19 protein-coding genes and 1 pseudogene are annotated in these 24,477 nt (G+C 73.8%); 15 read left to right on the top strand and 5 right to left on the bottom strand.

All coding sequences use genetic code 11. The annotated features are described in order from the left end of the window. Both ACZ514_RS01760 and ACZ514_RS01755 read left to right on the top strand, forming a co-directional pair. Complete coding sequence (locus ACZ514_RS01760) at positions 1 to 894, top strand: carbohydrate ABC transporter permease (RefSeq protein ID WP_468163237.1); 894 nt, start codon at positions 1 to 3, stop codon at positions 892 to 894. 149 nt (positions 895 to 1,043) lie between these two features. Further along, positions 1,044 to 2,486: a GH1 family beta-glucosidase gene (locus tag ACZ514_RS01755; protein ID WP_469123808.1), complete on the top strand. Its 1,443-nt coding sequence runs from the start codon at positions 1,044 to 1,046 to the stop codon at positions 2,484 to 2,486. Between the two features lie 174 nt (positions 2,487 to 2,660). On the opposite strand, the gene ACZ514_RS01750 is transcribed toward ACZ514_RS01755, so the two are convergent. After that, on the bottom strand, positions 2,661 to 3,371 hold the full coding sequence (locus ACZ514_RS01750; protein WP_468163241.1) for a TetR/AcrR family transcriptional regulator: 711 nt from the start codon (positions 3,369 to 3,371) through the stop codon (positions 2,661 to 2,663). Positions 3,372 to 3,463: 92 nt separating this feature from the next. On the opposite strand from ACZ514_RS01750, the gene ACZ514_RS01745 reads away from it, so the two are divergent. Beyond that, positions 3,464 to 5,098, top strand: coding sequence for an amidohydrolase (locus ACZ514_RS01745; protein ID WP_468163243.1), 1,635 nt, complete (start codon positions 3,464 to 3,466; stop codon positions 5,096 to 5,098). Here ACZ514_RS01745 and ACZ514_RS01740 read toward each other — a convergent pair. Continuing rightward, positions 5,065 to 6,156 carry a LacI family DNA-binding transcriptional regulator gene (locus tag ACZ514_RS01740; protein ID WP_468163245.1) on the bottom strand — a complete coding sequence of 364 codons (1,092 nt, stop codon included), beginning with the start codon at positions 6,154 to 6,156 and terminating at the stop codon, positions 5,065 to 5,067. The genes ACZ514_RS01745 and ACZ514_RS01740 overlap by 34 nt on opposite strands. A gap of 148 nt (positions 6,157 to 6,304) precedes the next feature. Between ACZ514_RS01740 and ACZ514_RS01735 the strand changes: the two genes are divergently transcribed. The 5 genes from ACZ514_RS01735 (at position 6,305) to ACZ514_RS01715 (ending at position 11,640) form a co-directional block, all read left to right on the top strand. Further along, entirely contained in the window at positions 6,305 to 7,921 is a 1,617-nt protein-coding gene (locus ACZ514_RS01735) for an ABC transporter substrate-binding protein (RefSeq protein ID WP_468163248.1), read from the top strand. Further along, a complete protein-coding gene (locus tag ACZ514_RS01730) occupies positions 7,918 to 8,871 on the top strand; it encodes an ABC transporter permease (protein WP_469123807.1) in 954 nt (317 codons plus the stop codon). The genes ACZ514_RS01735 and ACZ514_RS01730 overlap by 4 nt, the downstream gene beginning before the upstream one ends. Beyond that, positions 8,868 to 9,746 (top strand): ABC transporter permease, encoded by an 879-nt coding sequence (locus ACZ514_RS01725; RefSeq protein WP_469123806.1) that lies wholly within the window; start codon positions 8,868 to 8,870, stop codon positions 9,744 to 9,746. Before ACZ514_RS01730 ends, ACZ514_RS01725 begins: the two co-directional genes overlap by 4 nt. Before the next feature lie 95 nt (positions 9,747 to 9,841). Further along, positions 9,842 to 10,798, top strand: a complete 957-nt coding sequence (locus ACZ514_RS01720) for an ABC transporter ATP-binding protein (RefSeq protein ID WP_469124176.1) — start codon at positions 9,842 to 9,844, stop codon at positions 10,796 to 10,798. Positions 10,799 to 10,872: 74 nt separating this feature from the next. Next, positions 10,873 to 11,640 carry an ABC transporter ATP-binding protein gene (locus ACZ514_RS01715; protein WP_468163365.1) on the top strand — a complete coding sequence of 256 codons (768 nt, stop codon included), beginning with the start codon at positions 10,873 to 10,875 and terminating at the stop codon, positions 11,638 to 11,640. A gap of 14 nt (positions 11,641 to 11,654) precedes the next feature. Here ACZ514_RS01715 and ACZ514_RS01710 read toward each other — a convergent pair whose 3' ends face one another. Further along, on the bottom strand, positions 11,655 to 12,341 hold the full coding sequence (locus ACZ514_RS01710) for a helix-turn-helix domain-containing protein (protein ID WP_469123805.1): 687 nt from the start codon (positions 12,339 to 12,341) through the stop codon (positions 11,655 to 11,657). 272 nt (positions 12,342 to 12,613) lie between these two features. On the opposite strand from ACZ514_RS01710, the pseudogene ACZ514_RS01705 reads away from it, so the two are divergent. The 3 genes and pseudogenes from ACZ514_RS01705 to ACZ514_RS01695 form a co-directional block, all read left to right on the top strand. Beyond that, a pseudogene (locus tag ACZ514_RS01705) lies at positions 12,614 to 12,820 on the top strand (universal stress protein); the annotation flags it as partial. Positions 12,821 to 12,929: 109 nt separating this feature from the next. Then, positions 12,930 to 13,316: a DoxX family protein gene (locus tag ACZ514_RS01700; protein WP_468163367.1), complete on the top strand. Its 387-nt coding sequence runs from the start codon at positions 12,930 to 12,932 to the stop codon at positions 13,314 to 13,316. Positions 13,317 to 13,449: 133 nt separating this feature from the next. After that, a complete protein-coding gene (locus tag ACZ514_RS01695; protein ID WP_468163256.1) occupies positions 13,450 to 14,094 on the top strand; it encodes a carbonic anhydrase in 645 nt (214 codons plus the stop codon). 75 nt (positions 14,095 to 14,169) lie between these two features. Here the strand turns inward: ACZ514_RS01695 and ACZ514_RS01690 are convergent, their stop codons facing one another. Both ACZ514_RS01690 and ACZ514_RS01685 read right to left on the bottom strand, forming a co-directional pair. Further along, complete coding sequence (locus ACZ514_RS01690; protein WP_468163258.1) at positions 14,170 to 16,575, bottom strand: phosphoketolase family protein; 2,406 nt, start codon at positions 16,573 to 16,575, stop codon at positions 14,170 to 14,172. Between the two features lie 266 nt (positions 16,576 to 16,841). Next, positions 16,842 to 17,204, bottom strand: a complete 363-nt coding sequence (locus ACZ514_RS01685; RefSeq protein ID WP_468163260.1) for a DUF1304 domain-containing protein — start codon at positions 17,202 to 17,204, stop codon at positions 16,842 to 16,844. Positions 17,205 to 17,327: 123 nt separating this feature from the next. Here ACZ514_RS01685 and ACZ514_RS01680 point away from each other — a divergent pair, with 123 nt between their 5' ends. The 4 genes from ACZ514_RS01680 to ACZ514_RS01665 all read left to right on the top strand — a co-directional run bounded on the left by ACZ514_RS01680 (position 17,328) and on the right by ACZ514_RS01665 (position 24,430). Continuing rightward, complete coding sequence (locus tag ACZ514_RS01680) at positions 17,328 to 18,890, top strand: sigma-70 family RNA polymerase sigma factor (RefSeq protein ID WP_468163262.1); 1,563 nt, start codon at positions 17,328 to 17,330, stop codon at positions 18,888 to 18,890. A 344-nt stretch (positions 18,891 to 19,234) separates the two neighbouring features. After that, complete coding sequence (locus ACZ514_RS01675; RefSeq protein WP_468163264.1) at positions 19,235 to 19,396, top strand: hypothetical protein; 162 nt, start codon at positions 19,235 to 19,237, stop codon at positions 19,394 to 19,396. Next, positions 19,393 to 21,762: a non-reducing end alpha-L-arabinofuranosidase family hydrolase gene (locus tag ACZ514_RS01670; protein WP_469123804.1), complete on the top strand. Its 2,370-nt coding sequence runs from the start codon at positions 19,393 to 19,395 to the stop codon at positions 21,760 to 21,762. The genes ACZ514_RS01675 and ACZ514_RS01670 overlap by 4 nt, the downstream gene beginning before the upstream one ends. A 40-nt stretch (positions 21,763 to 21,802) precedes the next feature. Continuing rightward, positions 21,803 to 24,430 carry an RICIN domain-containing protein gene (locus ACZ514_RS01665; protein WP_469123803.1) on the top strand — a complete coding sequence of 876 codons (2,628 nt, stop codon included), beginning with the start codon at positions 21,803 to 21,805 and terminating at the stop codon, positions 24,428 to 24,430. Positions 24,431 to 24,477: the final 47 nt, after the last annotated feature.

The raw sequence follows: 24,477 nt of genomic DNA, 5'->3' as shown, positions 1-24,477 counted from the left end.
ATGAGCCGCACACTCGACACGGCCCCCGCCAGGCCGCCGCGCGCCGGGCGTCTTCGCCCGGCGGCCGGCCGCCAGCACCACGCCGGACCGCTGACCTACGTCCTGCTCGGCCTCGCCGCCCTGGTCTCCCTCTTCCCCCTGTACTGGAACCTCGTCGCCGCCTCCCACACCGGTGAACGCGTGGTCGAGGCTCCGGCCCCGCTCCTGCCGGGGCCCCGGCTGTTCGACAACCTCTCCTTCGCCTGGAACCAGGTCGACATGGGCGAGGCACTGGTCAACACGACGGTCGTGGCCGGGCTCGTGGCCCTGTCCACCGTCCTGTTCTCCACCCTGGCCGGCTTCGCCTTCGCCAAGCTGCCCTTCCGGGGCAAGGGCGCGCTGCTGGCGCTCGTGGTGGCCACCATGACGATCCCGCCGCAGCTCAGTGTGATCCCGCTCTACCAGATCATCACCGGCCTGGGCTGGGTCGACCAGCTCCAGTCGGTCGTCCTGCCGTCGCTGGTCGCCGCCTTCGGCGTGTTCTTCATGCGCCAGTACCTGATCGAGGCCCTGCCCGTGGAGCTGGTGGAGGCGGCGCGGATGGACGGCGCGCACAGCCTGCGCATCGTCTGGCACGTGGTGTTCCCGGTCGCCCGGCCCGCGATGGCGGTCCTGGGCATGCTGGTCTTCGTGCAGGCGTGGAACGACTTCTTCTGGCCGTTCATCGCACTGACCCCCGACGGGAACCCCACCCTCCAGGTCGCCCTGGCCGGACTCGGCGCGGGAAACCACACCGTCGACCAGGCCGTCGTACTGACCGGGGCGCTCCTCTCCACCCTGCCGCTGCTGCTGGTCTTCGCCGTCCTCGGCAAGCACATCGTGGGCGGCATCACCGCCGGCGCCGTCAAGAACTGACGCCGGCCGGCGAGGACGGCAACCCCGGCTCCTTCCGGCGGGGCCTCCGGCACCACCGCGTCCGGCACCACCGCGTTCGGCACCACTGCGTCCGGCACCCACTCCATCCGGCACCACTTCATCCAAGCCCGCGTTGGGAGCGCTCTCCTATGACCGCGTCCGAGACCCGGCCGCTCACGGCCGCCCGCACCTTCCCGCCCGACTTCCTCTGGGGCACGGCCACCGCCGCGTACCAGATCGAGGGCGCCGCCCGAGAGGACGGCCGGACCCCGTCCATCTGGGACACCTTCTCCCACACCCCCGGCAAGGTCTTCGAAGGCCACACCGGTGACGTGGCCGTGGACCACTACCACCGGTTCCCCGAGGACGTCCGTCTCATGTCGGAACTCGGCCTGGGCGCCTACCGGTTCTCCGTCTCCTGGTCACGCGTCCAGCCCACCGGCCGGGGCCCCGCCGTCCAGAAGGGCCTGGACTTCTACCGCCGGCTCGTCGACGAGCTGCTCGCCGCCGGCATCACGCCCGCCCTCACCCTCTACCACTGGGACCTCCCCCAGGACCTCGAGGACGCGGGCGGCTGGCCCGAGCGCGCGACCGCGGAGCGGTTCGCCGCGTACACGGGCCTGGTGGCCGACGCCCTCGGGGACCGGGTGAAGCACTGGATCACCCTCAACGAGCCCTGGTGCAGCGCGTTCCTCGGCTACGCCTCCGGCGTCCACGCACCGGGCCGTACGGACCCGGTCGCGGCCCTGCGTGCCGCCCACCACCTCAACCTCGGTCACGGCCTCGCCGTCCAGGCGCTGCGCGCGGCGCTGCCCGGGGACGGTCGGGTCGCGGTCTCCCTCAACCTCCACGAGGTGCGCCCCCTGACCCCGTCGGCCGAGGACCGGGAGGCGGCCCGGCGCATCGACGCCGTCGGCAACCGGATCTGGCTCGGGCCGATGCTGGAGGGCGCGTACCCCGAGGACCTGCTCGCGGACACCGCGCACCTGACCGACTGGTCCTTCGTCCGGGACGGGGACACCGCCGCCGTGCACCAGCCCCTGGACCTGCTCGCCGTGAACTACTACACCCCGACGGTCGTCTCGCACGCGGCGGGGGGCGGGCCGGTGCCGCAGGACGACGGGCACGGGCACAGCGCGCACTCGCCGTGGCCCGGGGCGGAGGGCGTGGCCTTCCACCGGGCGCCCGGCGAGCTCACGGCGATGGACTGGCCGGTCGACGCCGACGGCCTGTACGACCTGCTGACCCGGACCGCCGCCCGGTACCCCGGGCTGCCGCTCGTGATCAGCGAGAACGGGGCGGCGTACGAGGACGAGGTCGGCCCCGACGGCACGGTCCACGACCCGCAGCGCGCCGCCTACGTCCACGCCCACCTCGACGCGGTGCACCGGGCGATCACGGACGGGGCGGACGTGCGCGGCTACTTCCTCTGGTCGCTGCTCGACAACTTCGAGTGGTCCTACGGCTATGCCAAGCGGTTCGGCGCCGTCCACGTCGACTACGACACCCTGGAGCGCACACCCAAGTCGAGCGCGTACTGGTACTCCCGCGTGGCCCGGACCGGCGAACTGCGCCCTCCCGGCGGAGCGTAGCGGGCGTGCCGGTGGACCGGCGGCGGTACCGGGCCCACTGACCGGGCCGGTCAGGCCCGTCCCGCTGGGCCCGGTGGAGCGGGCGCTGGTCCCGGCGACCGCAGGAGGGACGGCAGGTCGGGTTCCGGGTCGAGAACGGGACGGGGCGGGGCGGGCACGCGCGGCCGACGCGCCTCAGGCCCCGGCCGACGCCGGGCGGAGCGCCGCCAGCGCGCCGAGCATCAGCTCCAGCGCGAAGGGGTAGCCGCTGTCCCGCATGTCGGCGGCGAGCAGCGGGAAGACCGCGGCGATGTGCGGGTGGGTGTCGGCCGACAGCCTGCCGTAGACCGAGTTCCAGACCGCCGCGTCCGCCTCCCGGGCCGCCTTCGGCAGCGCGAGCGCGGCGGCGTCCTGGGCGGCGAACGCCAGGGCCTGGTCGACGAACGCGTGGTAGGCGCGGACGGCGAGGGGGTCCGGGAAACCTGCCGAGCGGAGGATGCCGACGATGCGCTCGACGGCCCGGGTCTCATGGGGCCGGCCCGTGGTGCGGTACGCGCCGAGGACGGCCGCCTGGGGGTGCGAGAGGTAGCAGGCGTGGATCCGCAGGCCCATCGACCGCAGGTCCTCCCGCCAGTCCCCGGTCGCCTCCCAGCCCTCCTGGGCCCTGCCGATCAGTTCGTCCGCGAGGGCGAGGAGGAGCGCGTCGGTGTTGCGGAAGTAGCGGTAGAGCGCGCTCGGATCGGCGCCGAGCGCGGCGCCCAGCCTCCGCACGGAGAGCGCTTCGGCGCCGTGCTGGGCCACCAGCCGCAGCGCCGTCTCGACGATGAGCCCCTCCGAGAGGACCGCGCCCTGCTTGGTGGGCCTGCGGCGCCGGCGCCCGCCTTCGGGGATGACACGTTCGGACATGGCCGGGACCTTACGTCAACACCATTGACGTGTAAACGGCCTTGCCGCTTCCATGGCGCCACGCCCGTCGTCTCGCGCTCAGGAGTTCTCGCATGGCCCAGGCCGATCTGGTCTTCACCCGCGGTCCCGTCTTCACGGTGGATCCGGCCCGCACCCGGGCGACCTCGCTCGCCGTCATCGGCGACCGGATCGCGGCCGTCGGCCACGACGAGGTACGGGACCTCGTGGGGCCCGGCACCGAGGTGGTCGACCTGACGGGGAAGCTGCTGCTCCCCGGCTTCCAGGACGCCCACACGCACCCGGTCTTCGCCGGGGCGGAACTGGCCGAGTGCGATCTGACCGGCACCGTCGGCGTGGACGACTACCTGGCCCTGGTCCGCTCGTACGCGGACGCCCACCCCGACCGCCAGTGGATCACCGGGGGCGGCTGGTCGATGGAGAGCTTCGAGGGCGGGCTGCCGACCCGTCACCTGCTCGACTCCGTCGTCCCGGACCGTCCGGTCCTGCTGTCCAACCGGGACCACCACGGCGCCTGGGCCAACACCCGGGCCCTCGAACTCGCCGGAATCACGGCCGCCACCCCCGATCCCGCCGACGGCCGGATCGAGCGCGAGCCGGACGGCACGCCCAGCGGCATGCTCCAGGAGGGCGCCACCTCGCTGGTCGGCCGGCTGCTGCCCGCGAGCACGCCGGCGGAACTCCTCGCCGGGCTGCTCCGGGCCCAGGAGCTGCTGCACTCCCTCGGCATCACGGGCTGGCAGGACGCCATGCTCGGTGACCTCAACGGACGGCCCGACCCCTCGGACGCGTACATGACCGCCGCGGGGGACGGCTCGCTCACCGCCCGCGTGACCGGAGCGCTCTGGTGGGACCGGGCGCGCGGCGCCGAGCAGATCCCCGAACTGGTGGCCCGCCGCGAGAAGCTCCGGGCCGGACGGTTCCGCGCGACCTCGGTGAAGATCATGCAGGACGGTGTCGCGGAGAACTTCACCGCCGCCATGACCTCCCCGTATCTGGACGGTTGCGGCTGCGCCACCGCCAACAGCGGCCTGAGTTTCGTCGATCCCGCGGCGCTGCGCGGCTACGTGACGGAGCTCGACGCCCTGGGCTTCCAGGTGCACTTCCACGCCCTCGGCGACCGGGCCGTGCGCGAGGCCCTGGACGCGGTCGAGTCGGCGGTGGCGGCCAACGGACACCGCGGCAACCGGCACCACCTCGCGCATCTCCAGGTCGTGCACCCCGAGGACCTCGCCCGCTTCGCCCGGCTCGGCGCCCTGGCCAACGTCCAGCCCCTGTGGGCGGCCCACGAGCCCCAGATGGACGACCTGACCATCCCGTTCCTGGGTCCGGAGCGCGCCGCCTGGCAGTACCCGTTCGGCGACCTGGTGCGCGCGGGCGCGACCCTGGTCGCCGGCAGCGACTGGCCCGTGAGCAGCCCCGATCCGCTGGCGGGCCTCCACGTGGCCGTGAACCGGCGGGATCCCGAGGCCGGACACGACCGGGTCTTCTACCCCGAGCAGCGGCTCGACCTGCCCACCGCGCTGGCCGCCTACACCGCCGGGGCCGCCCATGTGAACGGTCACGACGACGCGGGCAGCCTGCGGGCCGGCCACCTCGCGGACCTCGTCGTCCTGGACCGCGACATCCTCACGGCCCCCGCCGAGGAGATCGCCCAGGCCCGGGTGGAGCGGACCTATGTCGGCGGCCGGCTCGTGTACGCGGGCTGAACCGGCCGGACCGATGACGCACGGACGTCCAGGCGGGTCGGGACGAGCACCCCCGCCGCCTCCCGCTCGCCGTGTTCCAGGACCGCCACGAGCATGCCGATGCCCGCCTCCGCGACCGCCTCGGGCCGCAGGCTCAGGGTGGTCACGGGCGGCGCGGTGTGCTCGGCGGTGACGTCCTCGCTCACACAGACGAGGAGCAGGTCTCCGGGGACCTCGTAGCCGAGCCGGCGGGCCGCGTCCAGGACGAGGGGCGGACTCGCCTCGGCCACGACGAGGAGGGCGTCGGGCCGTGCCGGGCCGGCCGCCGGGTCACCCGCGAGGGCCGTCTCGACGGCTCGGACGACGGGGCCGTTGCCCGGCGCCGGGGCACGTACCACCCGTTCCGGCAGGCCGTGGGCGGCGCACCACTCCCGGTGCGCGGCGAACACGTCGGTGTGGAAACGCGTGGTGCTGTCCGGCACCACGAGGACGGGCCGCCGGGCCCCCTGTTCCCGGAGGTGGTCCAGGGCGCCGCGCACGGCGGCGCCGGCGTCGACGTCCACCCAGTACGCCCCGGGGCGTCCCTCGACGGAGCGGTCGCTGAACACCGGGATGCGGGCGGCGAGGAGGTCCTCGACGACCGGGTCGCCGGCGACCGGGTCGGCGACGACCACCGCGTCGAGTGCCAGGTCGGCCCACTCGCCCTGCAGGGACCCGGCGGGCAGCAGCACCATGGCGTAGCCGCGTCGCAGCGACGTCGCCGCGGTGGCCGCGGTCAGCCGGGCGAAGTACGGCGACTCCAGGAAGGTCCAGGGGGCGTCGGCGAACTCCCCGACCACGTATCCGATCGACCGGGCCCGTCCCGCGCGCAGCCGGCGCGCAGTGGCATTGGGCCGGTAGCCCATCCTGCGCGCGGTGTCGCGGGCTCTGTCCCGGACTTCGGGAGAGAGCCTTCCGGTGCCGTTCAGTGCCGCCGAGACGGTCGTCTTGGACAGGCCCGCCTCGCGGGCCACGTCGACGAGGCGCACGCGTGGGAGGGGCGGCGAGGGCTGCCCGCCGTGCGGGGAGGCTTCGGTCATGCGACTGATGCTGCCACCCTCGTGACCTTGGGAAAACCGTTCCCGCACGGCCTTGTGCGGGAACGTTCCCGCATCAATACTCGCTCCATCCCCAGCGCCCGTCACTACACCCGTAAAGGGGTGGGTCTGCATGCGCATGTCCCGAAGCATGGCGTTTCTCCTCTGCGCCGCCGTCCTCGCGGCCACCACCGGTGCCTGTTCCGGCGCCACCACGCCCGCGGCCGGCGGCGGCACCGGCTACGAGGTCGCTCCGCTCTCACCGGCCGCCCAGGGCCCGCTGGACTCCTTCACCTGGTCCCTGTACGCCGAGCCGTACACGCTCGACTACGCCCTCGCGTACGACTATCCGCCGAACACCGTGCTCGCCAACGTGTGCGAGCAGCTCATGCGGGTCACGCCCGACATGAGGCTCGAGCCCGGTCTCGCGGTGACGTACGACCGCCCCGACCCGCTCACGCTCGTCTACACCCTGCGCCCCGGGGTGCGGTTCCACGACGGCACGACCCTGACGGCCGACGACGCGGTCGCCTCCCTCCAGCGCCAGATGGACCCGGGGACCGGCTCCCCCTGGGCGTCGGCGTTCAAGAACGTCCGCGCCGTGGAGAAGACCGGACCGCTGGAGGTCACGCTCCGCCTCACCAAGCCCGACGTCCTGCTCCACGAGCTGATGGCCGCCTCCCCCGGCACCATCGAGAGCGCCGCCACCCTCGCCGGGGCGGGCAAGGACTACGGCACCCCCGCGGGCAAGGTCAACTGCACCGGCCCGTACGCCCTCGACACCTGGTCCCCGGGCGCCGAGATCACCCTGAAGAAGCACGACGCCTACTGGGACCCCGGGCTCGCCCCCAGGTCCGCCGCCGTGAGGTTCACCTTCGTCGAGGACCCGGCCGCCCGCACCAACGCCTTCCTCTCCGGGACCGCCGACGGCGGGTACATGGTGGCCCCCGCCACGATCGGACAGCTGCGTTCCGGCGGCAAGGGCAGCGTCCTCTTCGGTCCCAACACCGCCGCGTCGAACCTCGCCGTGCTCGACTTCGGCGGGCCGCTCGGCGACGTGAAGGTGCGTGAGGCCCTCTCCCTGGCGCTCGACCGGAAGAACATCATCAAGGCCGCGGCCGGCGGCGTCGGCGTCCCCGCCAAGGCCCCCGCCGCGCGCGGCGCGTGGGCGCTGGCCCCGGAGAAGACCGCCGCGCTCTACGACACCCTGCCCGATCCCCGTCACGACCTCGACGCCGCGAAGCGGCTCGTCCAGGAGGCGGGTGCCGCCGGCCGCAGGATCACCCTGGCGACCAGCACGCTCGCCCCCGAGATCAGCGTCGTCGCCAACGCCGTACAGGCCGCCGGCCGCGCGATCGGCCTCGACGTCGAGCTGAGGCCGGTACCCCCGGAGGCGTACAGCAGCATCTTCGTCGACCCCGCCGCACGCACCGGCCTGGACCTGGTCATCACCAACGGGTACGACAACACCCCGGACCCGCTGGAGTTCTACCAGTACCTGCGCACCGGCGACTTCGGGAACTACGGCAACTGGTCGGACACCGCCTTCGACGCCGCCTTCGACCGGGCCAACGCCGAACCGGACGCGGGCAGGCGCGCGGAGCTGACTGCCGAACTCCAGAGGATCGCGATGCGCGAACTGCCGGTCATCCCCCTGTACGAAGCGCCGTACGTGCTCTTCCTCGGCAAGCGCGTGACCGGCGCCCCGACCGGGATCGCCCAGCTGTACTACCCGTGGGCCGCCACGATCGGGGCCGCGGCCAAATGACGCGCTACCTCGTCGGACGCGTCCTCGGCCTGGTGGCCGTGCTGTTCGTGACCTCCCTCGTGGTCTTCGGCAGCGTCCACCTGGCCCCGGGCGACCCGGTGTCCTTCCTGCTGCACGGCCGGCCCGCGACCCCCGAGGCGGTGGCGGCCCTGCGCGCCCAGTACCACCTGGACGACCCGCTGACCGTGCAGTACGCCACGTGGCTCGGCGGCGTCCTGCGCGGCGACTTCGGCAGCTCCGCCCAGTTCCACCAGGACGTCTCCGCGCTCATCGGGTCCCGGCTGCCCGGCACGGCCCTGCTCGTGGGGTACGCCGCCCTGCTCGTCGCCCTCATCGGCGTGGCGGCGGGCGTCCTCGCCGCACTGCGTCCCGGGCCGCTGGACCGCGCGGTGCTCCTCGGCAGCGGACTCGCCACCGCCACCCCGCCCTTCGTGACCGCGATCGCGCTCGTGTCCCTCTTCTCCGTCCGTCTGGGCTGGTTCCCCGGCCCCGGCGCCACGGCCGACGGGTTCTCCGCAAGGCTGCACCACCTGACCCTGCCGGCCCTCGCCCTGGCGCTGACCTTCGCGGGGCTGCTCGCCCGGGTGACCCGCTCGGCGATGCTCGACGAACTCGGCCGGGAACACGTCGAGGTGGCACGCGCCCGCGGTGTCCCGGGGCGGACCGTGGTCCGCCGTCACGTCCTGCGCAACGCGCTCGGCCCGGTCGTCACCGTCGGCGGCACGATGCTCGCCGGACTCCTCATCAGCACCTCGATCGTCGAGACCGCCTTCGACGTGCCCGGCCTCGGCTCCCTGCTCGTCCAGTCGGTCACCGCCAAGGACTTCGCCGTCGTGCAGGCGATCACCCTCCTCAGCGTGGGCGCCTTCGTCCTCGTCAACCTCGCGGTCGACCTGCTCGCACCCCTCATCGACCCCCGGCTGTCGCTCCACGGGGAAGGCGCCTCATGACCACCACCGCACCACCGGAGCCCGCCGTCCTGCGCCGCAGGCCCGGGCTGCGCCCCCTGCGCCTCGTCGCCCAGGGGCCGTTGTTCACCGCCGCGGCCGCGGTGCTCGCCGCTCTCGCCCTGACCGCCGTACTCGCCCCCGTCCTCGCCCCGTACGACCCCGAGGCCCTCGACCTGTCGGCGAGCCTGGCCGGGACCACCGCCGAGCACCTCCTCGGCACCGACCAGTCCGGCCGGGACGTCCTGTCGCGGCTGATGCACGGAGCCCTCACCGGGCTGCTCGGCCCGCTCCTCGTCGTCGGCGTCTCCACCCTGGCCGGCACCCTGCTCGGCGTGGTGGCGGCCTGGCGCGGCGGCTGGGCGGACTCCTTCCTGTCCCGCTCGATGGACATGGTGTTCGCGGTCCCCGGACTCCTGCTCGCGATCCTGCTCGTCTCCGTCGTCGGCCCGGGGATGACCGCGCCCGTGATCGCGATGGCGGTGGCCTACACCCCGTACGTGGGGCGCCTCGTCCGCGGCATCGCGCGCCAGGAGAAGGCACGCCCGTACATCGAGGCCTACCGGGTGCAGGGCTGGTCCGGCTGGAACGTCTGCCTGCGCCACCTGCTGCCCAACATCGCCCCCACCGTCTTCGCCCAGTCCGCGATGAACTTCGGGTACGCGCTGATGGACCTGGCGGCGCTCTCCTACCTCGGCTTCGGCGTGCAGCCGCCGACCGCCGACTGGGGCGCCATGATCAACGAGGGCCAGTCGGCCGTCCAGCAGGGGGCGATGCTGCCCGCCCTCGCCCCCTCCGCGTGCATCGTGCTCGCGGTGGTGGCGTTCGGCATCGTCGGCGAGGGCCTCGCCGACCGGATCTCGAGGCGGAAGCGGTGAAGCGCGTGAAGGAACGACGCGAGCAACGCGAACATCGGGAACGGCGGGAACGGACGGACGCGGCCGCGGTCCCGGCCGGCGGCGGGGACCCGGTCCTGGAGATCGACGGGCTCGGGGTCCGGCTGACCGCCGACCGGGCCGCGCGGCCGATCCTGGACGGAATCGGCCTGCGGGTACGCCCCGGTGAGAGCGTCGGCCTCGTCGGCGAGTCGGGCTCCGGCAAGTCGGTCGCCTGCCGCAGCGTCCTCGGGCTGCTGCCCGCCGGAGCACGCACCAGCGGCGAGGTCCGGGTCGCCGGACGGGACGTACTCGCCATGAGCCGCGCCGAGCTGACCGGGCTCCGGGCCCGGCAGGTCGCCATGGTCTACCAGGACCCGCGCGCCTCCGTGAACCCGCTGCGCCGCGTCGGCGACTTCCTCACCGAAGGGCTGCGCGCGGCCGGTACCCCGGCCGCCACGGCGACCGCGCGGGCCCTGGAGCTCCTCGACGCGGTCGGCATCCGGGACCCGCGCGGCGCCCTGCGCCGCCGTCCGCACGAGTTCTCCGGCGGCATGCTCCAACGGGTGGTCATCGCCGCCGCGCTCGCGGCCGAACCCGCGCTGATCGTCGCCGACGAACCGACCACCGCCCTGGACGTCACGACCCAGGCGGAGATCGTCGGACTCCTCACCCGGCTGCGCGCCGAGCGGGGCACCGGCCTGCTCTTCGTCACCCACGACCTCGAGCTGGCCGCCACCGTCTGTGACCGGGTGTACGTGATGTACGCGGGCCGGATCGTGGAGACGCGCGGCACCGGCGAACTGTTCGACCGTCCGCGCCACCCGTACACCGCGGGGCTGCTCGCCTGCACGCCTGCCATCGACGCGGGCGCGCCGGCACCCCGCCCCATCCCCGGGCGTCCCCTCTCCCTGGCCGAGGCGCCGCCGGGCTGTGCCTTCGCCGCGCGCTGCGCCCACGCGCTGCCGCGCTGCTCCGCGGAGAAGCCCGTACTCACCCGGCACGGCGACGGACTCGCCGCCTGCCACCGCGCCGACGAAGGGATCACGCTGTGACGGCGGAAGCGGAACCGGCAGCCGAGGGACGGCCCGGCGAAGGACCGGCCGGCGCAGGCCCGTTCGGCGAGGGATTGGTCGTCGAGGGACTGCGGAAACGTTACGGGGACCACACGGCGGTCGACGGCGTGTCGTTCTCCCTGGCGCCGGGTGCCTGCCTCGCGATCGTCGGCGAGTCGGGCAGCGGCAAGACCACCACGGCGCGGATGCTCGTCGGCCTGGAGCGCCCGGACGGCGGGACCGTCCGCCTGGACGGCCGGGACCGCACCACGCGGCCCCGGCGGCGGACCGAACGGCTGGCCCGGGCCCGGGAGATCCAGATGGTCTTCCAGGACCCGTACCTCTCGCTCGATCCCCGGGTGACCGTCACCGGATGCCTGGACGAGGTACTGCGCCTCCACACGGCCCTCGACGCGCCGGGCCGCGGCGCCCGGGTCGCCCAGCTCCTGGACCAGGTCGGTCTCGGCACGCGCGAGGCCGCCGCCCTCCCCCGTGACCTCTCCGGCGGCCAGCGGCAGCGCGTGGCGATCGCGCGCGCCCTCGCCGTGGAGCCGCGGGTCCTCGTCCTCGACGAGGCCGTGGCCGCGCTCGACGTGTCGATCCAGGCACAGGTACTCGAACTCCTCGCCCGGATCCGCGGCGCGTCGGGGATCGGCTACCTGTTCGTCACGCACGACCTGGCGGTGGTCCGCCACATCGCCGACGAGGTCCTCGTCCTCAAGTCGGGTCACGTCGTGGAGACGGGCCCGGTCTCCCGGGTCCTCGGGACTCCGCGGCACCCGTACACCCGGCTCCTCCTGGACTCGGTGCCCCGGCGCGGCCGGTTCCCCGCGGGCCGGTGAACGCCGCCGGTGCGTCACCGGTCGCGGACGACGATGCGGCGCCCGCTCACCCGGCCGGGCGTCACCGCGATCCACAGGTCGCGTACGCCGCCCGCCCACGGGCGGCTGCGACTGTGCGTCTCGAGCCGCCGCACGGCATCCGGTTCGGTGACCGTCCGCGCGTCGCCGACGACCAGGACGCTCCAGCCCCGGCTGAAGGCGTCATCGATGCGGTCCACCTCGAAGGCGACCTCATGGCCGGCGGCTTCGGCCGGTCCGGCGTCCGCCGACGTCCGGTAGGCGACCTCCGCCCCCACGGACACGTAGTTCACCGGGAAGATCGCCGGCCCGGCCGCGGTGGCCACCGCGATACGGCCCACCCCGTGGCCGCCGAGCAGTTCCCAGCACTCCTGCGTCCCCAGTTCGACGAGTTCGGGGTGGTGGGCCGCCTCCCCCACCCCGGGAGGAACGTCCGCCATCGCCCCCGTGAGGTCCTGGACCGAGGTCTCGAGGGCATCCGCCAAACGCAGCAGCAGCCCCATCTCCGGCACCGAAGGGTGCGTCTCCAGGTACTCGACGTAGTCGGGGGCGGCTCCGATGTGCGCGGCGACGTCCTGCCGGGACAGTCCCAGCTGCTCCCGACGGGCCGCGACCCGGCGGCCCAGGTCGCCCCGGGCCCCGGGCCCGCCCGCGGGAAGACCGGTCTGCGGTCGGTCGGACATGACGGCTCACTTCCCTCGTCGGCGGCGGGCCCGGCGGCCTGAACACCGGACGGGCACCCGTGCGTTCTCACGCTAGGCACCGATCCCCGCCGCCGCACGACGAACACCGGACCCGCCCGCCACCCGAAGCCGACCCGACGCCCGGGCCGGGACCCCATGGCCGGGAAACAGAACCGATGGGCCCTCCGTGGAACGCCGCCTCCCCACGGATGCTGAGGTCGGGAAGGGGCGGCCGCAGCGGCCGTGCCCGTCGAACCGTACGGAGGCACCCCATGACCAGCGCCATCACCGTAGGAGTGGACGGTTCCGCGGAGAGCCTGGCAGCGGCCGGCTGGGCGGCGCGCGAAGCCGTACTGCGGGGGTTGCCGCTGCGCATCGTGCACGCCTGGCTCTGGGAGCCGCTGGACGTCCCCGTCGTGCAGGACGAGGAGACGGCGGCCGAGTCCGCCGGGTGGCCGAGGGCCGGAAAGCGGCCGCGGCCGGCGCCGGGGCCGCCGCGTGAGCGTCACGCGATCCGCCCCCGCCGCCCCGACCGGTCGGTATGCTCGGACGCCTGCCGCTGCCCGTCCTCCCGGCCGAAGGAACCCCATGACCCCTGCGCGTTCCGCGCTCCTGCTCGCCGGGCTGATGGCCTCCGCGGGTGTCGCTCACTTCGTCGCACCCGCGAACTTCGACTCCATCGTGCCGCGTTCCCTGCCGGGCAGCCCCCGGGCCTGGACGAAGGCCAGCGGCGCGGTCGAACTTGCCTTGGCCGCCGGTCTGGCGCTGCCGGCGACCCGGAGGGCCGGCGCCCGGGCCACCGCCCTGTTCCTCGCCGGGGTGTTCCCGGCGAACGTCAAGATGGCCTACGACTGGCGTCACCGCTCGACGGCCGCGCGAGCCGTCGCCTGCGCGAGGCTTCCCCTCCAGGTCCCGCTGATCCTCTGGGCCCGCCACGCCGGTGGGCCGGACGCCGGGCGTGGCGCCGACGGGTGAGGAGGGCGGCCCGGTGGCGGCACGTGCCGGCGCCCGGGCGGGGACGGCGCGATCGCGCTCGTGGACCGGGCCGGCCCCGCCGAGTGCCGGGGCGGCCGGTGCGGGGGCCGGCGCCACCTCGTAGGCTGCCGCCATGACCGAGAAGATCCAGACGCCGACGCCCCGCGACGCTTTCGACCTGCTCATGGCCGGCAACCAGCGCTTCGTCTCCGGCGCCCCCGAGCACCCGAACCAGGACGCCGCACGCCGCACCCAGACGGCACCGTCACAGCAGCCCTTCGCCGTACTGTTCGGGTGCTCCGACTCCCGGCTGGCCGCCGAGATCATCTTCGACCGGGGCCTGGGCGACCTGTTCGTGGTCCGCACCGCCGGCCACGTCGCCGGCACGGAGATCCTCGGGTCCATCGAGTTCGGCGTCGCCGTCCTCAACGCGCCGCTGGTCGTCGTCCTCGGCCACGACTCGTGCGGCGCCGTCGCCGCGGCCTGCTCCGCCCTGGAGAACGGGCAGACGCCGGGCGGCTTCGTGCGCGACGTGGTCGAACGGGTGACCCCCAGCGTGCTGGCGGCCCGCGCCGCCGGACGCGACACGGCCGACGAGATCCTCGCCGAGCACATCGAGCACACGGTGGACCTGCTGCTCGACCGCTCCCGCGTCCTGGCCGAGGCCGTGGCCGCGGGCCGCCTCGGCGTGGTGGGGCTGTCGTACCGGCTGGCCGACGGCAGTGCGCAGCTCGTCGCCGCGCGCGGCATCGACACGGCGGTTCCCTCCGCGTCCTGACCCCCCGGCCACCGGCCCGGTCACGCCCCCGGCCCGCGCCGTACCGGTACGGCGCGGGCCGGGGGCGTGCCGCTCTCACCGGTCGCCGGCAGGCCGGTCGTCGCCCCAGGCCCAGTCGGTCACCTCCGGCATGTCGGTGCCGTGTTCGCGGATCCAGGCGTGGTGGCGGACGCGGGCGTCCGCCATGGCCTGCCGTACGCCCACGGCCCGTACGGCGAGTCCCGGCACCCGGTCGATCACGTCCATCACGAGGCGGTAGCGGTCGAGGTCGTTGCGCACGACCATGTCGAAGGGGGTCGTGGTGGTGCCCATCTCCTTGTACCCGCGGACGTGCAGGTTCGCGTGGCCGGTGCGGCGGTACGCCAGGCGGTGCACGAGCCAGGGGTAGCCGTGGTAGGCGAAGACCACCGGCTTGTCGCGGGTGAACAGGGCGTCGTATTCCAGGTCGGTCATGCCGTGGGGGTGCTCCTCGTGGGGCATGAGCCGGGTCATGTCCACGACGTTGACCACGCGTACGGCGAGCCCGGGCAGATGCTGCCGCAGGAGGCCGGCCGCCGCGAGGACCTCCTGGGTGGGTACGTCGCCGGCGCAGGCGAGGACGACGTCCGGGCCGCGCGTGCCGTCCTCGGTGCCCGCCCATGCCCACGCGCCGGCCCCGCGGGCGCAGTGCGCGCGGGCCTCGTCGAGGGAGAGCCAGTCGAAGCACGGCTGCTTGCCGGCCACGATCACGTTCACGTAGTCGCGGCTGCGCAGCGCGTGGTCCGCCACCGACAGCAGGGTGTTGGCGTCCGGCGGCAGGTAGACGCGGACGACCTCCGGGCTCTTGTTCAGGACGTGGTCGACGAAGCCGGGGTCCTGGTGGGAGAAGCCGTTGTGGTCCTGGCGCCACACGTGGGAGGTGAGCAGGTAGTTGAGGGAGGCGACGGGTGCGCGCCAGTGCAGGGCGCGGGAGGTCCTGAGCCACTTGATGTGCTGGTTGACCATGGAGTCGACGATGTGGACGAAGGCTTCGTAGCAGGAGAACAGCCCGTGCCGCCCGGTCAGCAGGTAGCCCTCGAGCCAGCCCTGACAGGTGTGCTCGGAGAGGATCTCCATGACCCGGCCGTGCCGGTCGAGGTGTTCGTCGGTCTCCAGGACCGGCTCCTGCCATGCCTTGCCGCTCGCGGCGTACACGGCCTGGAGGCGGTTGGAGGCGGTCTCGTCGGGGCCGACGAGACGGAAGTCGCGGCGCTCGCCGGTGGCGGCCATGATGCTCTCCAGCAGCCGTCCGAGTACCCCGGTCGGCTCGTGGCGGGTGGCGCCGGGCCGGTCCACGGGGACGGCGAAGCGTTCGAGCGGGGGCAGGGGCAGGTCGCGGAGCAGCAGGCCGCCGTTGGCGTGCCGGGTCGCACCCAGCCTCCGTTCGCCCTCCGGTACGCATTCCAGCACCCGGGGCCTCGGCCGGCCCGTCTCGTCGAAGAGCTCCTCGGGGCGGTACGAGCGCAGCCACGCCTCCAGCTGGGCCCGGTGGCCGTCGTCATCGCGCACTTCCGCCAGGGGCACCTGGTGGGAGCGCCAGGTGCCTTCGACGGGCAGGCCGTCGACCTCGGCCGGTCCGGTCCAGCCCTTCGGCGTGCGCATGACGATCACCGGCCAGCGCGGCCGTCCGGCGGCGGCACCGGTACGGGCCTGCCGCTGGATGTGCCGGATGCGGTCGAGGGCCGTGTCCATCGCCGCGGCCATGGCCCGGTGGACCTGGTGCGGGTCGTCCCCGGTGACGTGCAGCGGGTCGTGGCCGTAGCCCCGTAGCAGTTCGTCGAGCTCCGCCTCGGGCAGCCGCGCGAGCACGGTCGGGTTCGCGATCTTGTAACCGTTGAGGTGGAGGACCGGCAGGACCGCGCCGTCGTGGACGGGGTCGAGGAACTTGTTGGAGTGCCAGGAAGCGGCGAGCGGTCCCGTCTCCGCCTCGCCGTCGCCGATGACGCAGGCCACCAGGAGGTCCGGGTTGTCCAGGGCGGCGCCGTAGGCGTGCGACAGCGAGTAGCCCAGTTCACCGCCCTCGTGGATCGAGCCGGGGGTTTCGGGCGCCACGTGGCTCGGCACCCCTCCGGGGAAGGAGAACTGCCGGAACAGCCGGGTCATGCCGTCCTCGTCCCGGCTCACGTCCGGGTAGACCTCGCTGTAGCTGCCCTCCAGCCAGGAGTTGGCGAGGACGGCCGGCCCGCCGTGCCCGGGACCCCAGACGCACAGCGCGTCGACGCCGTGCCGCTTGATGATCCGGTTGAGGTGGGTGTGCACGAGGTTGAGGCCCGGGGAGGTGCCCCAGTGGCCGAGCAGCCGCGGCTTGATGTGAGCCGGTTCCAGCGGCTTCCTCAGCAGCGGGTTGTCCATCAGGTAGATCTGTCCGGCCGACAGGTAGTTGGCGGCCCTCCAGTGCGCGTCGAGCGCACCGAGTTCCTCGTCGGTCAGCGGTACGTCGGCCGGACGCTCGTCCTTGCGCATGCTTCCTCCGTCGTGTGGGGCCGCGGCGGCAGCCGGACCGGTGGAGCGGGACCGTCCGACGCCCCGCGCCACAGGAAGGCGAACCGCCGCGACCGGGGCCGGGGCGGTTCACCCCGCGGTCCATGGACACGTGCCCCATGGTGGCCAGTGCACCCGCCGCCCACGACGCTGACACAGCCGAGGCGTCGCGGTAAGGGCCGGATGGGCCACGCGTGAGCACGGGCTCCCGCCTGGGCCTCCCGGGCACCGGCCGCGACGCACCCGCCCTACCGGGTGGCCAGCACCAGTGCCAGACCGATCAGCGCCGGAACGGTCTGCACGAAGAGGATCTTCCGGCTGGCCGTGGCGGCACCGTACGCGCCGGCGACGGCCACACACGCCAGGAAGAACACCTTCGCCTGGAAGCCCACCGGGTCGGACGCCACGGCGCCCCACACCAGCCCGGCGGCGAGGAAGCCGTTGTACAGACCCTGGTTGGCCGCGAGCGCCTTCGTCGCGGAGGCGAACTCGACGCTGGTCCCGAACGCGGCCCGGGCCCGCGGCCCGGTCCACAGGAACATCTCCAGGACCAGGATGTAGGCGTGCAGGGCGGCGATGAGCAGCACCACGACGGTTGCGAGGATCGACATGGGCACCAGGCTCGCACACCCGCCCGCCGTCGGCGTCCGGTCCCCGCCGGGGGAACGGGCTTTGGTCGCACACCTTTGCGGACGCTAGGGTCTGACGCCGTGTTGAGGAAGGTGATGGGGCTCATGGACGAGGACCACGCGGGGCTGGTCGTCGCGGCGCAGGCCGGGGACGACCGGGCGCGCGAAGAACTGATCGCCGCCTACCTGCCCTTGCTCTACAACATCGTCCGGCGGGCGGTGAGCGGACATGCCGACGTCGACGACGTCGTCCAGGAAACGCTGTTGCGCGTGGTGCGTGACCTGCCCGCCCTGCGCGCCCCCGACAGCTTCCGCTCCTGGCTGGTGGCGATCACCCTGCGCCAGATACGCGCCCACGGGCAGCGGCACCGCGTCCTCGCGGGCCGGACGGCGGTCATCGACGAGGCCGTCGACCTGCCGGACGCGGGCCCCGAACCCGAGGACGCGACGATCCTGCGTCTGCACGTGTCGGACGAGCGCCGCCAGATCGCCGAGGCCGGGCGGTGGCTCGACCCCGACCACCGGGTGCTGTTGTCCCTGTGGTGGCAGGAACGCGCCGGACTGCTGAGCCGTGAGGACACGGCCGCCGCGACGGGCCTCACCGTCGCCCATGCCGGAGTGCGCATGCAGCGCATGCGCGAGCAGCTGGACCTGAGCCGGACGATCGTCGCCGCGCTGGAGGCCCGCCCGCGCTGTCCGCGGCTGGGCGAGACCGTCGCCGGCTGGGACGGTCTGCGTACATCGGTGTGGCGCAAGCGGATCGCGCGGCACACCCGCGACTGCCCGGTCTGCTCGGCGACGACGGCGAACCGGGTCCCCGCCGAGCTCCTGCTCCTGAGCCTCGCGCCCCTGGCCGTCCCCGCCGGACTCGTCGCCGCGCTGACCGCCAAGGGCCTGCTGTCGGGGTCGGCCGCCGGCGCCGTCGGCTCGGCCACGGTCCCCGTCGCCGCCGGCACGGCGACGGCGACGGCGGGAGGCGGTCTGCAGGGCGCGCTGACCGGCATGCTCCAGACGGTGACCGCCCATCCGCTGGCGAGCCTCGCCGCCGGCGCGGTCCTCGTCACCGGGGCCGCCACCTACACGACCTGGCCGGAACCGGCGCACCGGGCACCCGGCGCGATCGCCGCTCCCACGCCCGGTGGCCCCACGGCCGTCCGTCCCGCGCCGGCCCCGTCGAGCACCCCCACACCGGCCGGGCCGCCGTCCGCGAGTCCGTCCGCGGTCGCGGGCACGGTTCCGCTCGGCGCACGGTCACTGGAGTCCGTGGACGCACCCGACCTCTACCTGACGTACTCCGGCGACTTCGCGACGCTGGGCGGAGGGTCCGCGTCCGGTGGTGCGCAGGCACGGCAACGCGCGACGTTCACCGTGGTGCGGGGGCTGGCCGACACGGGGTGCGTCACCTTCCGCGCGGCCGACGGCCGGTACCTGCGCCACCACTACCTGCGGCTGCGGCTGAGCACCGACGACGGCAGCGACCTGTTCCGGAAGGACGCCACCTTCTGCCCGCGCCCCGGGTCGGTCCCGGGGTCGGTGACCCTGCACTCCCACAACTACCCCGGATCGGTCATCCGCCACCGCGACGGCGGCATCTGGCTCGATGGCTCCGACGGCACCCGCGCCTTCGCCGGCCAGGCCTCCTTCGTCGTCCGCGCGGCCCGGTCCTGACCACCGCTCCGTGACCGTTCGGGACCGGGCCGCGCACTGACGGCCGGTGAGCCGGCCGCCGGCTCCGGCCCGGCCCGCCCGGCTCCGGTACGCCCGGCTCCGGCACGCCCGGCTCCGGCACGCCCGGCCCACCCCCGGCGGTGAGCCGCCCGCGCGCCTCGCCGTAACACTTTTCGCCTGCGAGATGGATCACGGGCCGATCTCCGGGGTACCGCCGCTTTTCCGTTACGCGGCCCCGTGCCCGGGAGCCTCCACTCCGTGGGGTTCTTTCCCGCCGCTCGCCCCGCGAGCCGGCGGCGAAGAACCCCACCCCCCATCGGCACATCCGCAGGAGAAAGCTCCCCATGACGCGACACACCCGTGAACCCCGCGCGCCCCGTACGCAGGACCGGCACCTCGTCCCGCTCCGCGGCCGCACCCGCACCGCCGCGGACCGGGCCGTACCGGCCGGCGCGCCCGCGCTCACGCACCCCCAGCCGACCCGGGACCACCGAGGAGCGGCGTGAAGGGCCTGCACCGGCGCGGCCGGCGCCGCCGCACCCTGACGATCGGGCTCTCGGCCGCGGCCCTGGTGGCGGGTGTCGTGACGCTCCTCCCCGGCTCCGCCGGAGCGGCGACACCCCTGGGCACGCAGGCGGCGCCCTCGGGCCGGTACTTCGGCACGGCCGTGGCCGCCGGCCGGCTCGGCGACCCGGGCTACGCCGCCGTCCTGGACCGGGAGTTCAACATGGTCACCCCGGAGAACGAGATGAAGTGGGACGCCGTCGAACCGTCCCGCGGCAGGTTCACCTTCGGCCCGGCCGACCAGATCGTCAACCGTGCCGCGGCGCACGGCCAGCGCCTGCGCGGCCACACCGCGGTCTGGCACTCCCAGCTCCCGTCCTGGGTCAGCTCCATCGGCGACGCGAACACGCTGCGCGGCGTGATGAACAACCACATCACCACCTTGATGACCCGCTACAAGGGCAGGATCCACTCCTGGGACGTGGTGAACGAGGCGTTCGCCGACGGGTCGAGCCAGCACCGCGGCTCGGTGTTCCAGAACGTGCTGGGCAACGGCTTCATCGAGGAAGCGTTCCGCACCGCCCGGGCGGCCGACTCCTCCGCCAAGCTCTGCTACAACGACTACAACATCGAGAACTGGTCGGACGCCAAGACCCAGGGCGTCTACCACATGGTCAAGGACTTCACGTCCCGTGGCGTGCCGATCGACTGCGTCGGGTTCCAGAGCCACTTCCGCGCCGGCGGTCCCCCGGCGAGCTTCCGGACCACCCTGGCCAACTTCGCCGCCCTGGGCGTCGACGTCCAGATCACCGAGCTGGACATCGCCCAGGCGTCGCCGGCCCACTACGCCAACACGGTGAAGTCCTGCCTGGCCGTGGCCCGGTGCACCGGCATCACGGTCTGGGGCATCCGGGACGGCGATTCCTGGCGCAAGGGCGAGAACCCCCTGCTGTTCGACAACGGCGGCAATCCCAAGGCCGCCCACACCGCCGTCGTGAACGCCCTCAAGACCTCCCCCGGCACCACCTCCGGCACCGGCACGATCAAGGGCGTCGCCTCCGGCCGCTGCGTCGACGTCCCGGGCTCCGCCACCGCCAACGGCACCCGGGCGCAGCTGTGGGACTGCCACGGACGGGCCAACCAGCGCTGGACCCACACCTCCGGCAAACAGCTGACGGTCTACGGCAAGAAGTGCCTCGCCGCCAAGGGCGGGGGCACCGGCAACGGCACCCCGGTGGTCATCGAGGACTGCGACGGCGGCGCCGGCCAGCAGTGGAACATCAACACGGACGGCACGATCTCCGGCGTCCGGTCCGGGCTGTGCCTCGACGCCGTCGGCGCGGCCACCGCCAACGGCACCACGATCCAGCTGCACTCCTGCTGGTCCGGCGGCAACCAGAAGTGGACCGGCCCGTCCGGGACGCCGACCCCGACGACTCCCGCGCCGACGGGCACGTGTGCTCTTCCGTCGGCCTACCGGTGGACGTCGACGGGTGCGCTGGCGCAGCCGGCGAACGGGTGGGCCTCGCTGAAGGACTTCACCCACGTGACGCACAACGGCAAGCACCTGGTCTACGGGTCGAACTTCTCGGGATCCTCCTACGGCTCCATGATGGCCGGGCCCTTCACGGACTGGCCGGACATGGCGTCGGCCCGCCAGACCGGCATGACCCAGGCCGCGGTGGCTCCCACACTGTTCTACTTCGCGCCCAAGAAGATCTGGGTGCTCGCGTACCAGTGGGGGCAGTGGCCCTTCATCTACCGCACGTCGAGCGACCCGGCCGACCCGAACGGCTGGTCCGCGCCCCAGCCTCTGTTCACCGGCAGCATCCCCCGCACCGAGTCGCCCACCGGCCCGATCGACCAGACGCTGATCGCCGACGACCGGAACATGTACCTGTTCTTCGCCGGGGACAACGGCAGGATCTACCGGGCGAGCATGCCGATCGGCGACTTCCCGGGCAACTTCGGCTCCTCGTACACGACGGTCCTGAGCGACACGCCCGACAAGCTGTTCGAAGCCCCGCAGGTGTACAAGGTCAAGGGCCAGAACCAGTACCTCATGATCGTCGAGGCGAAGGGCGCGCACCAGACGCGCTACTTCCGTTCGTTCACAGCCTCCAGCCTGAGCGGCTCGTGGACCCCGCAGGCCGGCAGCGAGAGCAGCCCCTTCGCGGGCAAGGCGAACAGCGGCGCCACCTGGACCGACGACATCAGCCACGGCGACCTGGTCCGCGACGACCCCGACCAGACCATGACCGTCGACCCCTGCAACCTGCGGTTCCTCTACCAGGGCAAGGCGCCCGCGGCGGACGCCCCCTACGACCGGCTGCCCTACCGGCCCGGTCTGCTCACCCTGCGGCGCTGACCCGCCCCGATCCACCGTCCTACGCAAGGAGAACGACCCCATGAAGAACCCCACGAACGGCGAGCGCCGCGGACGTCACCGCCGTCGCCGGATCGGGACCGGAGTGCTGCTCGGCGTGCCCGCCGTCCTCGTGCCGTACCTCCTGTACGCGCAGGAGGACTCGCAGGCCGCGACGGTCGACGGCAGCGCCTACTACCGGCTGGTCTCCGTACGCAGCGGCAAGGCGCTGGACGTCAACGCCTTCTCCACCGCCGACGGTACCCGCCTCCAGCAGTGGACCGACCAGAACACCGCCAACCAGCAGTGGAAGCTGCGCCCCACCGGGGACGGCTACTACGAGCTGGTGAACCGCAACAGCGGCAAGGTGCTGGGCATAGCCGGCGACTCGACCGCCCAGGGGGCCGCGGTCGAGCAGCAGTCCGACGGCTCCTCCACCTCCCAGGAATGGCGGATCGACGACGTGGACGGTTCCGGCGCCGTCGTCCTCACCTCCCGCAGGAGCGGCCAGGTCCTGGACGTCTCCGGCGGCTCCACGGCCGACGGCGCGGCGGTCATCCAGTACCGCGGCCACGGCGGCGGTAACCAGCAGTGGAAGCTGGTGAAGACGGCCGGGACCAAGGAGCCCGGATCCGGACCGTACACCTGGCGCAACGCCCAGGTGGTGGGCGGCGGCTACGTCACCGGCCTGGTGTTCCACCCGAGGGAGAAGGGCCTGCTGTACGCGCGGACCGACATGGGCGGCGCCTACCGCTGGGACACCGGGGCCGAGCAGTGGATCCCGCTGACCGACTGGATCGGCGAGAAGGACTGGAACCTGCTGGGCATCGACGCGCTGGCCACCGATCCGGCCGACGCCGACCGGCTCTACCTCGCCACCGGCACCTACACCAACGACTGGGCGGGCAACGGAGCGATCCTGCGCTCCAAGGACCGCGGCCGCACCTTCCAGCGCACCGACCTGCCCTTCAAGCTGGGCGGCAACGAGGACGGCCGCGGGGCGGGCGAGCGGCTCGCCGTCGACCCCTCGGCCGGCGGCACGCTGCTGCTGGGCACCCGCAAGAACGGCCTGTGGCGCAGCACCGACCACGGCGCCACGTGGAGCCAGGTCTCCTCGTTCCCCGTCAAGAACGGGGCGAGCAGCGGCGCGGGCATCTCCTTCGTGACGTACGGCCCGGCCGGCAGCAAGACGGTCTACGTCGGCGTCGCCGACAAGTCCACCTCCCTCTACCGCTCCACCGACGGCGGCGGCACCTGGCAGGCGGTCCCCGGGCAGCCGACCGGCCAGCTGCCGCAGCACGGCGTGCTCTCCGGTGACGGCTCGCTGTACCTGACGTACACCAACGCCCCGGGCCCCAACGGCGTGACGGGAGGGTCGGTGTGGAAGCACACGCCCGCCGCCGGGGCGTGGAAGAACGTCTCCCCCTCCCAGGGCACCTACGGGTTCTCCGGTCTGGCCGTCGACCCGCGCAGGCCCTCCACGGTGATGGTCACGACCCTCGGCCGCTGGTGGCCGGAGGACGAGGTCTACCGGACCACCGACGGCGGCACGACGTGGAAGGCCCTGGCCGGCACGTCGGTGCGGGACGCCTCCGCCGCTCCGTACGTGGGCACCGGGACCGGGCACTGGATGACCGCCCTGGCCATCGATCCCTTCGACTCCGGGCACGTGCTGTACGGCACCGGAAGCGGCATCCTGCGCAGCAAGGACGCGGGCGCCTCCGACAGCGGCGGCACCAGCCACTGGAGCGTGGGGGCCCGCGGGCTGGAGGAGACCGCGCTGCTGGACGCCATCGCCCCGCCCGGCGGGGCCCAGGTCATCACGGCCATGGGCGACCTGGGCGGGTTCCGCCACGACTCCCTGACCGAGGTGCCCGGCGGGCGGCTGAACAACCCGATGATGACCAACAGCACCTCGATCGACTTCGCGCAGTCCAACCCCTCGATGATGGTCCGCGTCGGCCGTGGCGGCGCGCAGGACGGCGCCTACTCCACCGACGGCGGGCGCAGCTGGAACGGCTTCCCGTCCGAGCCGGTGGCCGGCGCCGACAGCGGCCGGGTGGCGCTCTCCGCCGACGGCTCGGTCATCGTCTGGACGCAGGCCGGCCAGGCCCCGTACCGCTCGGCCGACAAGGGAGCGACCTGGTCGAGGGCCGGCGGCCTGGGTGCCGGCGCCGTCGTCGTCGCCGACCGCTCCTCGGCCAGGACGTTCTACTCCCTGGCCGGCGGCACGCTCTACGCCAGCACCGACGGCGGGGCGACCTTCGGCGCCCGGGCCGCCGGCCTGCCCGCCGGCGGCCGCCTCGAGGCCGTTCCCGGAGCCGAGGGGGACCTCTGGATCGCCGGCGGCGGCCAGGGGCTCCTGCACTCCACCGACGGCGGCCGCACCTTCACCGGGCTCGCCGCGGTGAAGTCCGCCTCCGCCCTCGGTTTCGGCAAGCCGGCACCGGGCACCTCGTACCAGGCCCTGTACCTGATCGGCACCGTCAAGGACGTCACCGGAGTCTTCCGCTCCACCGACAAGGGCGCCACCTGGCTCCGGGTCAACGACGACGCCCACCGGTGGGGCGGCATCGGCGGCACCGGTGTCATCACCGGCGACCCCGACACCTTCGGCCGCGTGTACGTCGGCACCAACGGACGCGGCCTCCAGTACGGCGACCCGTCCTGACCCGGCGTCCGGACGGGGCCGCGGGGCACGACCGTGCCCGAGCGGCT

The organism is Streptomyces sp. NPDC034086, assembly GCF_055575515.1.
Note: the sequence above shows the minus strand (reverse complement) of the source record. Positions and strands in the feature narration are given on the sequence as shown.